Source organism: Burkholderia sp. Ax-1724, assembly GCF_011752995.1.
Classification (GTDB): Bacteria; Pseudomonadota; Gammaproteobacteria; order Burkholderiales; family Burkholderiaceae; genus Paraburkholderia.
The window spans coordinates 185411-198307 of sequence record NZ_VWWL01000002.1; the positions used below are offsets into that span (position 1 = coordinate 185411).

A 12897-nucleotide genomic window follows, 5' to 3' on the forward strand; every position below is an offset into this window, starting at 1 on the left:
TGCTCCCGGTCACAATCTGCCGCTCATCGCGTTGGAAACCTGCCAACGGAATAGCTGCACTGCTCCGTTAGCCACCACCCGCGCCAACCCGCTCCCGCCCCATCGATCAAAACCCGAACATTGGGCTGACCGACTTTCATCCCACAGCATGTCCATCAGGACGGCGCAGTATTTCACGTAATCGTGCGAATTCATATGCGGTAACGACACGCATCGGGTTGTAATGAATCTGAATGCCTAAAGCGCCTGATATCGGGCACTGAGCAAGGGTCCCGCCGCCCGTTAGACATTCGTAATAATTATGTCATTCATGAATGTAAGACTTTGTATTGCTTTCGTAGGCAAACTTACATTCACATCAATAATGAAAACGTCCCCCAAGATTTGCTCCCTCGCTTTCGGCGCTGCCCTGCTCGCCAGTCTGGCTATCAGTGCATGCGGCGGCTCCGACGACAATGACAATGGCAACAGCCCCGCCACCGGTGCAAGCGCTCCCCAAGGCGCAAGCCAGCCGTCGGCCCCCGCTGCCAAGGCATTCTCGCTTGCACTGTTCGGCGATGTGCCCTACGGCAATCCCAATCCGACCGCGGGCGCAGCTCCCGGCGACGATCTGTACGAATTCAAGCACCTGCCGCAATACCTGTCGGCGATCGCGAGCGATAAAGATGTGAGCGTTGCGTTCCACGTCGGTGACTTGCATTCGGGCTCGGAGAACTGCACGGCAGTCTACGACCGGGCTATTCAAAGCTTCTTCTCGCAGTTCACGCTGCCCCTCGTCTATACGCCGGGTGACAACGAATGGGAAGACTGCCAGGTACCGAAGGAAATCGCCGGCTTCTACTCCGATACGGACCCGCTGCTAGGCAACGTCGCCGGAACGCCCCAGCCGAGCTACAGCACGGGCTCCAATAAGGCTGGCAATCCCGTGGATAACCTGAACCTGATTCGCCAGCTGTTCTTCCCCGCCGCGGGCTCGACATTGGGTTCGGGTACGCTCCAGGTTCACAGCCAAGCCCAGGAAGGGACAACCGATACAGACAAGCAGTTTGTCGAAAACGTATGGTGGGCGAACCAGGGCGTGGTGTTCGCTACCGTCAACATTCCGGGCGGCTCGAACAACGGGACCGACGTGTGGTTCTCGGGCAAGAAGCCGGAAACGCCGGACACGGCGAATATGACCGCGCAACAGGCGACGGAAGTCGCGAACCGTACGCAGGCGACCAAGGATTGGCTGAACAACGCATTCGACCAGGCCGAAGCACAGAAGGCAACGGCACTGGTCATCGCCGAACAGGCCGACATGTGGGACTCGGAAAACCTCGGCGACAATCCCCGTCTGTCGCAATATGCACCGTACGTGGACATCATTGCTCGCCGTACCGCTGAATTCGGCAAGCCCGTCGTGGTCATCAACGGGGACTCGCACCTGTACCAGTCCGACAATCCGCTGATGCCGAATCAGGCGTGCGTCCACGAAAACGTCAAGCCCGTTACTCAGGTCTATGACGCATCGACCCCGTTCACCGCGGCTACGCCCTGCTCGTTCGACCCCTACGTGCTGAACCCGGTGGGCACGAGTTACAACGTGCCGAACTTCCACCGCATTATCGTTCACGGTCAAACCACGCCGATGGAATGGACGAAGTTCACGTTCGATCCGACGAAGAACGCACCGAATGGCATCGATGCCTATGGTCCGTTCTCGTGGGCGCGGCAGCGGGTCACGCTGAACTAATTGCGAAGCTGACTCGCGGACGGTTTGCCTCGGCAAACCCTATCGCCGTGATGTTTGACGAAGACAAATCGGGTTCGACCAGCTGCTGCGGGCGGCTGGCATCCGTCGCTGTCGAGCGCGGCCACTGCGCTGTATTCGACAACAAGCCGGGCAAATTCACCCGGTAGCAACCGCAGCCTGAATTGCCCACCAGGCGCAGTCTGGTCTGAACCCTAAAGCCGGGTGCCTACTTGGGTGCACCCGGCTCTTTTACGCCTACACCTCAATGCGCGTTCCCTCTTTTACTCCTGTCTTTCTTGTACTTCTCCTGAGTTCAGTACTCGCCGCGTGTTCAGGTGGCGGAGATTCATCGAATGCCGGGGCACCGAATGGGGCCTCTGCGCCTTCCGGAGCGTCAACTCCCGATCACCCAACCCAGCCACCAGCGTCCCAGTTGAGCGCCAAGGCGCAGCTAGGTAAAGCTCTCTTCTTTGATCGCTCGCTATCGAAGAATGGCAATATGTCGTGCGCCTCGTGCCACGATCCGGCCTTTGCTTATGGGCCGCCCAACAATCTGGCTGTGCAGTTGGGCTCGGACGCCACACAGTCTGGAGTCCGTGCGGTTCCGAGTCTTCGCTATAAGGACATGACGCCCGCCTATTCGGATCAGGCCATGAATCCGGATGGCATTACCGGTTCGGCCCCGGGTGGCGGCTTCATGCTCGATGGGCGGGCACCGTCGTTGTCTGCTCAAGCCGCGTTCCCGCTGTTGAACCCGATTGAAATGGCGAACGCCTCCCAGTCCGCTGTGGTGACTGCGATCCAGAGCGGACCCAGTGCTGCGGCATTCAGGACCGTTTACGGTTCCGACGTATTCGCCAACGTAGAACAGGCGTTCTCCGATGCCGGCGACGCCCTGCAGGCTTTCCAGGTCGAAGATCCGAGCTTCCACCCCTATACGAGTAAATGGGATCTGGTACAGGGGCACAAGACCGGCGGCGTATTCACCGCGGCTGAGAAAAGAGGTCTCGCTCTGTTCAACAACACGGTGACCGGCGCGGGTTGCGCGGCCTGTCACTATGCCGGTGCGAACTTCGGGGGCGCCTCGGGTCTGATGACCGACTTCACGTATCAGACCCTGGGCGCCCCGCGTAATCCCGCGATCCCGGCCAACAGCAATCCCCAGTACTACGATATGGGGCTCTGCGGTCCCGATACGACGATTCACCTGCCACAGGCCGGGCAAGATGATCCGTACTGTGGGGCATTCAAAGTTCCAACCCTGCGTAACGTCACCACGCGCTCCACGTTCTTCCACAACGGCGTATTTCATTCGATCGAACAGGTACTGAACTTCTACAACACCCGGGATACGAATCCTGAATACTGGTATCCCTCGACTGGCGGTTCGGGCACACCGGTAGCGGCCCCTGGCTGGGCTCTGGTTCCCTCCTATGTGCCGGGGGCTCAAATACAGGTATTCAACGACCTGCCCCCGCAATTCCAGGGCAACGTTGATGAGGAACTGCCCATGGGACAGGGACAAACGTCTCAGGGTGGAGCAACGGCTTCGGATGGTGCATTGGCTCGTCAATTCCATTCGCAACCCCAGCTGACCCAGCAAAACATTGCCGATCTCGTGTGTTTCCTGAAAACACTCAACGACGGCTATCAGGTACCCGCTCAGGCCCCGACCTCGGGCCCGTGTGTCGACCAGGAATAAAGACCGAACAGGAAAGAGAAGTCGATGATGCGAATGAACACGCGCGCGGTACTCGCGCGGTACTCCCATTCATTCGCGAACCTGCATCCCGGCGATCGCCGGCAAACCCGCGAGTGCACGAACCAGGTCCTGCTGTCTACGATAGCCCGCCTTACCGAGTACCGCGCGTAGCTGATTGCGTGCCGTCGTAATCGTCACGCCGCACGCATTCGCATATTCGTCGAGCGAAAGTCCCTTTGCGAGGCCATGCGCGAGACGCGCCTCGGCAGCCGTCAAGCCGAACAACTGGGATAACTGACGTTCAGAAGCCGCGGCGCTGCGCTCTGCTTCGGTCACGACGATCATGAGGTCGGCGCTCGCGAGGGTGAGACCGCGCCCGGCGCCCAGCGCGCGCGGCAACGCAAGCACCGTGAGATAGCGCGTCTGCGCGCCCACGCCCACGGGTACGCTTTCGGGCTTGCCGCTCTCGCGCACGCGGCCCATCGCGCCGGAAAGCGTGTCGTTCCAGAAGCTCGCCGACTCGACGCGGCGGCCCGACACGCGCAGGACGCGCCGCGCCTTGAAGAGGGCTTCGGCGCTGCGGTTGCAGAACACGACCTCGTTGGCCGGATTGAGCACGACGATCGCCTGATCCATCGACTCGAGCGCCATTTCACCCGCGACGATCCCGGCACGCAGCGACTCGCTGCGCAGCATGAGTTTTAGCGTTTTCTGCAGATGCGGCATCAGTCGGCCGACAGCCTCGACCTGCTGCGCCGAGAACGACGGCTGGCCAACCGCGTGATTGAACACCAGGTAGATATCGAGCGCGTCTTCACGATAGACGCAGCCACCGAGGATATAGCGCATGCCGTTGGGAATCAGAAGATCCTGATAGAACTCGCTGCGATCCACGTAGCGGTTGTCGAAATAGTCCGCGCACCGGAACACGCACCCCACCGGCTGATTCAGCACCACGGCCCGGCGCGGGTCGATCTTGCCGTAGTACTCCGCATAGGCTTCGCCCGCATGCATGTATTCGGCACGCGTCATCAGGTTGACGGGCGCGCTCTGCGTACGCGCGTCCCAGCCGACCATATGCGCCAGACGGCTGCCGATCCAGTGATCGAATTCCGTCAGCGCACGGAGCAGCGCGCTCGGGTCGAGGATCGCGTCATAGAAACGCACGATCATCTCGTCCAACGTTTCCGGCTTGCCGGTCATGACTTCACGTGTTGCCATCAGCTGTCACTCGGCTTCGGATATTCTTTTTTCTGATTTGCGTTCAGTGTGCGACAGCCCCGTTTCATTCACATGATCAATTTTGATCATGCGTCCCCCGGCGCACTCCCGGGAGAATGCCACATCGACGGCCCGTAAAGAGTATTTCCTCCCAAAAGGAATGGGCAACCCGCTATTGACCGCCTGTATATGCAATAGATTGGCCGCCCATCCAAGGAAAATTCAAGGGAAATTTGCAGTGTGATTCATGGCTGTTTTACGTTTGCGGGCCGATAAAAATCGAATAGCGGAATCGCCCGGTGAAGTCATCATCGGCGGAAAAATAAAATTTCATAACTCAAATAATCGGAATCGGGATTCATCATGAAAAAGACGCTGGTTTGCATTGGGGTATGCGCAGTGTTGTCGGCTTGCGGCGGGAGTAGCGGGGGCAGTGGAAGCACCGGCAACAGTACAAGCAACGGCAGCAGCGGCGGCAACGGCTCTAGCCAATCGGGCGGGGGTTCGCAGGCAGCGCAGGCACAGCCGCTTGCCGCGCAGCAGACGTATATCGGCACGGTCAGCTTCGGCGACACGATCTCCGTGCAGATCGACGCGCCCGCCAAAGGCCAGATCACGACGACCTTCATCAATTCGCAGTTCGGGCTCGCCGGCAAGCTCGTGGGCAACTACACGCTGACGAACGGCAACTACGTCGTCACCTCGTTCGCGGCAAGCGGCACGGTGCCGGCCGCACTGGCCGCGGGCGCGAACGCCGTCGGCATGCAGTTCGCGGTCACGGCCGACAGCGGCAACCACGGCGTCCTGAGCGGCCAGCTCAGCAACGTGCCGAACGTGGCGGCAGGCAGCGGATCGCAAACGCTCTCGGGCCAGATTGCCGCATCGAACAACGGCGTCACCACGGTCGCCGGCCTCGCGGGCACCTACAGCTTCATCAAACTCTCGGGCGACTACACGGCCGCCGGCGTGCCGGTCGGCTCACAGGACGCCGACACCGGCCAGATGCAGATCAACGCCGACGGCACGTTCCGCGCGTGCCCGAGCGCCGCCTACAGCGCGAACTGCATGGACGACAGCGACGCGAGCATCGCCGACACCGGCTCGATCACCGTCGATCCCGACCAGGCCACGTATCCGGGCGCGTTCGACATGACCTTGAACGGCAAGTCGTTCGGCCGCCTCTTTGCAAGCACGAGCGGCGGCAACCTCACGCTGATGCTCGATCAGGCCGGTACGAACAGCGAGGGCACGTTCCGCACCGGTTCGTGGGTGTTCCAGACGGCGCAGGCACTGGCGAGCGGGACCTACGACGGCACGTGGCTGTGCTCGGAACCGAACACCAGCGACAACAACCAGTTGCTCGGCAACATCGTGACGAATCGCGTGACGATTGCGGGCACGACGCTCACGCCATCCGGCCAGTACGCGTCCCCGTTCACGCTGAACTTCAACGCGACGTTCAATGCGGCGTCTTCGTCCTCGACGCCCACACTGACAAACGGCGTGAACGGATTGATGGTCGGACTGCTGCGCACCACGAGCAATGGCAGCACGGTGCAGAGCGCGATGATGTTCCTGCCGGTTTCGTCGACGAACCTCTACTACCTCGACGAAGTCAACGGCAATGGCTTCTTCGTCGAAGGCCTCTGCGTCAGGCAATAGACGCATGTCGGTAGTGGGTCCCACCTCGCGCGCTCTGCGCCCGCCAGCCACCCGGCACAAGATGACGTTCGCCGATCGGGGATATCGGCGCGTGAGGATGCGGTGTCCGGCTTTCGCGTCACGCTCGATCGATTTTTACCTGTTCTTCCCGACAGCCTGACAGATCGCACCGGAGCACCACCGCGTCGAGCAACATGGCCCGAAAGGCGGCCTAGGCGCCCGCAGCCCGCTTGGCCTCCTCCTCGATTTCCATCGTGTCGAGATGCCGGTTGCCGATACGCGGATGCGCCCGGCCGCCGGTCGATGCACCCAGTACGATGACAATTTCATCCGGGCACGGCGCATCCGGAATCGACATCTCCAACGTGATGAAATGCGAGCGCGCCGAACCGTCGTGCAGGTGCTTCATCGGAATCTGCAGCGACGTTCCCAGACCTCCGCGCTTGTTCGTGAACGTCAGATAACTTTCTGCCTTCAGAGCATTCCGATATTGATTGCCGAAACGCAGATTGTGAATCACCGCCGAAGCATGTTCGATTTCGCCGGCTGCACCGACCACGGCCGCCTTACCGTATGCTTCGATCTCTTCGACTTTCAATTCGGCGAGCACCCGCTCGACCATCATGGTGCCGAGCGGACCACAGCCGGCGCGCTGCTCGGGCGAGAGATCCTCCACATAGCCGCGTCCTGCCCATGGATTGCGAATCACCGCCGCCACGCCAACCATCGTGATTGGCCGGTCGAGGTGACGGCCGCCTTCCCGACATGTCGTGTCCTTGTATACGACGACCTTGCGTACTTGAAAAGTCACGATTGCTCCTATTGGTCAATTGGAAAATGCCGTTGTTGATTCGTGCGAACAAGGGCAGCAGCGTTGCCGGGTGTCAAGCCGGATGACGCTGCAAAAAAGAATCGATTTGTAATGCGACCTGATCCGGCGCTTCGAGTAGCACGCTGTGCTTGAGGCGCGGAAAGATCACACAGGGCGCACGCAGTTGTTGCGCCATCAGCTGTGCCATGCGTGGCGTCGATCCCGCATCTGCTTCGCCCGTCATGACGATGGCGGGCAGATGCAGTTTGCTCAACTCGTCAGCCAGGTCCCCGGTTGCCAGGACCTTGTAGGCGGCGGCATAGCAAACGGGATCGTTTGCCAGGCTGCGGGCCATACGGGCCGCCACGACTTCCGGATGCGCGAGCTTGAACTCGTCCGTGAACCAGCGCGGAACCGATGCCTCCATATGTGCTCGCGCACCTTCCCTCGCGAGCGTTTCGGCGCGTGCCAACACGCGCGCTTTCTCTTCATCCGTGCGGCCGCCGACCGAACTGATGATGGTCAGCGTCCGCACCCGATCGGGATAATCGAGCGCAAAGCGCTGTGCGATCAGTCCGCCCAATGAAAAGCCGACAAGATCGAAGCATGCCCAACCGGCCTCGTCGACAATCGCGAGAAGATCCGCGGAGAACATCTCCAGCGAATACGCTCCGTGTGTCTTTACCGATTCCCCATGACCCCGCAAGTCGAATGTCAACGCTTCGACACGGGTCTGAAGACACGATAGCGTGCCTTGCCAGCTCTCCAGATCGGCACCGACGCCATGCACGAATACCACTTTACGGCCCGAGCCGCTGCGTTTGACGTTGAGACCCTCAGCATGACTCATGAATTGACCTCCCGGGTATCGGATGCCCGCCACGACACGACAACCGGCTCGCCGATCTCGAACGTACGCTGCCCCTGAACAGCGAGTTGCTCGAGAGCGACAATTTCGGTTCCCGTGGCGGTCCTGACCAGATATTTACGTGCCTGCCCAAGATAGGCGACTTCGCTCACGACCGCCGGCAGCACGTTTTCGCACGCAGGTTCATGCGAAGCGTGGTGTACGCGAATACGCTCGGGACGCACCGCAACAACGATCGATTCATCCTTTCGCGCGGCATTGGCTTCCGCGAGCCTGATGGTCGCGCCGCAAGGCAGTGCGCACCACACGCCGTCGGCGCCGATCGTCTGTATTTTTCCGTCGAAGAGATTCGATTCACCGATGAAGTCCGCGACAAAACGGGTTTTCGGCGCATCGTATAACTCGCTCGGCGTACCGATCTGGTCAATGCGGCCGTGATTGAACACCGCAATGCGATCGCTCATGACGAGCGCCTCCTCCTGATCGTGCGTCACATAGATGATCGACACACCCAGCTCCCGATGCAAGCGCATGATCTCCATTTGCATCTTCGCGCGCAGCTTCTTGTCGAGCGCCGCGAGCGGCTCGTCCATGAGCAGAAGACGAGGTTCGAACACAATGGCGCGAGCAAGCGCGACGCGCTGCTGCTGTCCACCGGACAGTTCGGACGGCAAGCGGTTGGCATGTTGAGGCAGACCGACGAGTTCGAGCACGCGTGCGACCTTTTCCTCGATCTGAGCCTTCGGCATTCGGCGAATGCTGAGCGGATAGGCGACGTTCTTCGCGACCGTCATGTGCGGAAACAGCGCATAGCTCTGGAACACCATGCCGATATTGCGCTGGTACGGTTCAAGCGGCAACAAAGGCTTTCCTGCCAGATCGATGCTGCCCGCGGACGGCTGAACGAAACCGGCAATGGACATCAACACGGTTGTCTTGCCCGAGCCTGACGGACCGAGGAACGTCAGGAGCTCGCCTTCGCGCAATTCCAGCGAGACATCGGCGATCGCCGCAGTCGATCCATAGTGCTTCTGCAAGCCGGATATCTTGAGCAGCGTTTGCTTGTCGTTGTGCTTCATTGTTCCGTGGCCTCCCCGCGACCGAAAATTGCCTCTAGCAACAGGATGAGCAGCGCGAACACAAATAGAACGGATGCCAGCGCGGCGATGGTCGGATCGACGTCGCCACGAATGTTGGACCACATCTGAACCGTCACGGGTCGCGCATCGGGCCCGCTAACGAACATCGACACCACCACTTCGTCGAAGGACACCACCAGCGAGAAGAGGAAGCTTGAGATCACGCCGGACGAAATCGATGGAAAGGTCACTCTGCGGAACGTCGTAAAGGGCCTCGCGCCGAGACTCGCGGACGCCTGCGCGATTCGCCAGTCGACCATCGCCAGTGACGACGTGATAGTCGTTAGCGCATAGGGTATGCACAAGACCGTATGCGCAACGATCAGTCCCAGGACCGTGCCGTGCAGGCCAAGCGGCCTGAACACGCTATAAAACGCGGCACCGGTAATGATTACGGGAATCACGAGAGGAGACAAAAGGATTCCGCGTATCAAAGGCGCGCCGGGCAACCCTTCCCGCCGCAGCATCAACGCGGCCCCAAGGCCCAGACACGTCGACAGCAAAGCGGCCGGTATCATGACTTCCACGCTCGTGGCGAGCGACGATGTCCAGGCCGGGTCGTTCAACGCGCGATACCATTGCAGCGAGAAGCCCGGCGGGGGAAACGAGAGAAACTGCCCCGACGAAAACGAAATCACCACGACGATCGCAATCGGCACCAGCATATACAGTGCGACGAACAAACACACAGCGCCGCGCAACGTCCGCCAGATGCAACCCGGTTTCATCGGCGTGCTCCTTTGCGGGTGGCGCCCGTCGCGCGTTTGATGATCAGGAAGATCATCGCGGTGCCGCATAGCAGGATCACGGACAGCGCCGCCGGCACGCCCCACGTGCCGATATCCGCGACCTGTTCGTCGATCAATTGCGCAACCATCATGTCGCGTAGTCCGCCGAGCAATGCGGGAGTGACGAAATAGCCGAGCGACGTAACGAATACCAGCATCGAACCGGCGACGATGCCCGGCATCGAAAGCGGGAAATACACGCGCCAGAATGTGGTGAAAGGCGAAGCACCAAGGTTTGCCGAGGCTCGCATATAAGCGTCGTCTATCTTCGACAACACATTAAAGAGCGGGAAAATCAGGAACGGCAGTTGCATCTGGACCATCGCGATGAAGAGGCCAGTGCGGTTGAAAATCAGTTCGAGCGGGTGCTCGATCAAACCGCTCGCCAGCAGCAGCGAATTGATGACGCCGTGCGGCTGCAGCAGGATCATCCACGAAAATGTCCGCACAAGCAGACTCGTCCAGAATGGGATCAGAACGACGAAGATCATCAGACGCCGGCGCCGCCCCGAAGCACGTGCAATCGTATAAGCAACCGGATAACCGAGCAGCAGCGTGAATATCGTCGTGGTCGCGCTAATCACGACGGTATTCAACAGTACTTTGGCGTACACGCTGTCGGTCGCGACCGACACGAAGTTTTGCAGCCCGACATGAGGATCGGTGACACTTTTTGCCAGAAACGACACGACCGGCCAGGCGAACATCCCCAGAACCAGCAGTACTGCGGGTACGCCCAGCCAATCACTGCGCCGCACGAGCCTCACGACAGCCGCCACGCGTTCCAGCTCGCGTCGAGGGCTTCGAGCTTGTCCTGCCACCAGGCTGCATTCAATATCACGCCCTTGGCAACATTGTCCTTCTGGGTCGCGAGCCATGGCGAGATGGCCTTGTCGATCTTCGAGAAGGCAGCGGGATTAACCGGCGAATACGCGGTGTTGTTCGAGAACATCGCCTGCGCGTCGGGCTGAATCGATCGGTTCACGAGGTGCATCGCCACATCGAGGTTTTTCGTGCCCTTCAATATGACGAGGTAGTCGACGGATTGCAGATTCTGTGCCCATTCGATCGCAATCGGCGCGCCTTTTCTCGACGCGTCGTACGCGCGGCCATTCTGGATGACGCCACAACTGACCGCGCCGTCGACAATCAGTTGCTGCGACTGCGAAGGCGTAGTCCACCACGTAATATGATCTTTGATCGTATCGAGCTTCTTGAGCGCGCGATTGACGTCGAGCGGGTAAAGCTTCGCTGGATCGACGCCATCGGCAAGCAAAGCGATTTCGAGCGTCGCATAGACGCGATTGCGGAACATCCGCTTGCCCGGGAAGCGCTTGACGTCGAACAGGTCCGCCCACGTTTTGGGGCCTTTCCCCACGCCGAAGGCCTTCGTGTTGTAGGCAACGTTGTAGCTCCATGCACAGGTGCCAATGCCGTAATCCGTCACGTACGCGGGCTCGACCATCGACTTGTTCACGATGCTGAAATCGAGCTTTTCGAAGAGGTTATGCGCGGTGCCGTTGAACAGGAACGTGTCGGTCACGTCGATCACGTTCCAGTCGGGATTCCCGCCCGCGGCGACCATCGAGCGAATCTTTGCCTCGTTGACTGGACCATCCTGAATGATCCGGGCACCGGTCTCCTTCGCGAACGGATCACAATACGACTTCTTCTGAAAGTCCTGGTAGACGCCACCCCAGCTGACGTAGACCAGTTGCTTCCCGTCGAAGCGCCCGGCTTGCGCTCGCGCCAGCGGATTCAGGAGCGCGCCTGCCGCGAGTGCGCCCACTCCCTGCAATACTCGACGGCGACGAATCGACGCTACTGCGTCTTTCGCACAGGCCCGAACCGGCGCTACGTTATCCATTTCATTCCTCACAAAAACCTCCTGGCATGGCTTGCAACGCGTAAGTTCTCGAATTATCTGGCCTCGTTGAAATGCGGAAGCACGTCCTTGCAGAACAACTCGATAGATCGCTTGACACGATCGTATGGCATGCCGAAAAAGGCGCCGTACATGAAGTAGTCGATCCCGAGTGCCTCATACGCCTTGAGTTTTTTGACGACTTCGTCCGGCGTGCCGAACATCATGTTTTCGCGCAAGGACTCAGGGGCATAGTCGGACCGATTCGACACGGTTTCATAACCGACCGGTTCGCAAAATCCATTTTTTACCTTACCGAGATTCTTCAAAAGATTCTCGAAATAGCGGCCGTAGTTAGTCAGCGATTCAACCGGCACCTGCCAGTCCTTCGCGTCTTCGTAGACCGCGGTACGGCGCAGCATCATGAGCTTCGGCCGTTTGACGCCGGGATTGTTCTCAAGCGTGGTTTCAAAACGGCTGACCAGATTCTCGACTTCCGAGAACGGTGCATGCAACGGCGTCGCCATGATCGAAAGACCGTTTTTGACCGCCCAATCGAAAGAAGCCGGATCGCGTGCCGCGCACCACATCGGCACCTCGCGCTGCAATGGCTTGGGCACCGAAGTGGCCGCGGGAAACTGAAAGTACTTGCCGTCGTGCGCGTAGTCGCCCTTCCATAGCTCCCGCACCACCGGGATGATCTCTTTCATATAGGCGACACCCTCCTGCTGCGGCATGCCGTCTTTCATGCGGTCGAATTCGTATTGATACGAGCCGCGGCCAATGCCAATTTCGAGTCTGCCGTCGGTGATGATGTCGCAAAGGGCCGCTTCCCCAGCAAGCCGGATCGGGTGCCAGTATGAAGCGGACAGTACCCCCGTACCGAGACGCGCCCGCTTGACGGTGCGCGACCACGCAGCCAGTACCTGGAACGGATTCGGAGCGATCGTCGCTTCGATCGTATGGTGTTCGGCCGTGAAGATCATGTCGAATCCACCTTCGTCGGCCAGCCCCGCCATTTCGTCGACGCGACGCCAAACCTCTCGCATCGACAGGTCTTCGGAAAAGCGATCCATGTTCAGTACAATTGAAAATTTCACTTTCGCG

Annotated in this window: 11 protein-coding genes; 3 read left to right on the top strand and 8 right to left on the bottom strand. The window is 59.7% G+C overall.

From position 1 onward, the window contains the following. The first annotated feature begins 301 nt into the window (after positions 1-301). On the top strand, positions 302-1735 hold the full coding sequence (locus F3J19_RS02905; protein ID WP_167037364.1) for a hypothetical protein: 1434 nt from the start codon (positions 302-304) through the stop codon (positions 1733-1735). 265 nt (positions 1736-2000) lie between these two features. Next, on the top strand, positions 2001-3437 hold the full coding sequence (locus tag F3J19_RS02910) for a cytochrome c peroxidase (RefSeq protein ID WP_167037366.1): 1437 nt from the start codon (positions 2001-2003) through the stop codon (positions 3435-3437). 69 nt (positions 3438-3506) lie between these two features. Here F3J19_RS02910 and F3J19_RS02915 read toward each other — a convergent pair whose 3' ends face one another. Then, positions 3507-4658 carry a hypothetical protein gene (locus F3J19_RS02915; RefSeq protein WP_167037369.1) on the bottom strand — a complete coding sequence of 384 codons (1152 nt, stop codon included), beginning with the start codon at positions 4656-4658 and terminating at the stop codon, positions 3507-3509. A gap of 363 nt (positions 4659-5021) precedes the next feature. Between F3J19_RS02915 and F3J19_RS02920 the strand changes: the two genes are divergently transcribed. Further along, positions 5022-6320 (top strand): hypothetical protein, encoded by a 1299-nt coding sequence (locus F3J19_RS02920; RefSeq protein ID WP_167037372.1) that lies wholly within the window; start codon positions 5022-5024, stop codon positions 6318-6320. Positions 6321-6531: 211 nt separating this feature from the next. Here the strand turns inward: F3J19_RS02920 and F3J19_RS02925 are convergent, their stop codons facing one another. The 7 genes from F3J19_RS02925 to F3J19_RS02955 all read right to left on the bottom strand — a co-directional run bounded on the left by F3J19_RS02925 (position 6532) and on the right by F3J19_RS02955 (position 12890). Beyond that, a complete protein-coding gene (locus F3J19_RS02925) occupies positions 6532-7131 on the bottom strand; it encodes an amino acid synthesis family protein (protein ID WP_167037374.1) in 600 nt (199 codons plus the stop codon). A gap of 73 nt (positions 7132-7204) precedes the next feature. Further along, entirely contained in the window at positions 7205-7981 is a 777-nt protein-coding gene (locus tag F3J19_RS02930; RefSeq protein ID WP_167037377.1) for an alpha/beta hydrolase, read from the bottom strand. Next, complete coding sequence (locus F3J19_RS02935; RefSeq protein ID WP_167037988.1) at positions 7978-9078, bottom strand: ABC transporter ATP-binding protein; 1101 nt, start codon at positions 9076-9078, stop codon at positions 7978-7980. The genes F3J19_RS02930 and F3J19_RS02935 overlap by 4 nt, the downstream gene beginning before the upstream one ends. Beyond that, entirely contained in the window at positions 9075-9866 is a 792-nt protein-coding gene (locus tag F3J19_RS32500) for an ABC transporter permease (protein WP_167037380.1), read from the bottom strand. Before F3J19_RS32500 ends, F3J19_RS02935 begins: the two co-directional genes overlap by 4 nt. Continuing rightward, complete coding sequence (locus tag F3J19_RS02945; protein ID WP_167037383.1) at positions 9863-10804, bottom strand: ABC transporter permease; 942 nt, start codon at positions 10802-10804, stop codon at positions 9863-9865. The genes F3J19_RS32500 and F3J19_RS02945 overlap by 4 nt, the downstream gene beginning before the upstream one ends. Further along, positions 10690-11793 (bottom strand): ABC transporter substrate-binding protein, encoded by a 1104-nt coding sequence (locus F3J19_RS02950; protein ID WP_167037386.1) that lies wholly within the window; start codon positions 11791-11793, stop codon positions 10690-10692. Before F3J19_RS02950 ends, F3J19_RS02945 begins: the two co-directional genes overlap by 115 nt. Before the next feature lie 53 nt (positions 11794-11846). Further along, positions 11847-12890, bottom strand: coding sequence for an LLM class flavin-dependent oxidoreductase (locus F3J19_RS02955; RefSeq protein ID WP_167037389.1), 1044 nt, complete (start codon positions 12888-12890; stop codon positions 11847-11849). Between the last annotated feature and the right edge of the window lie 7 nt (positions 12891-12897).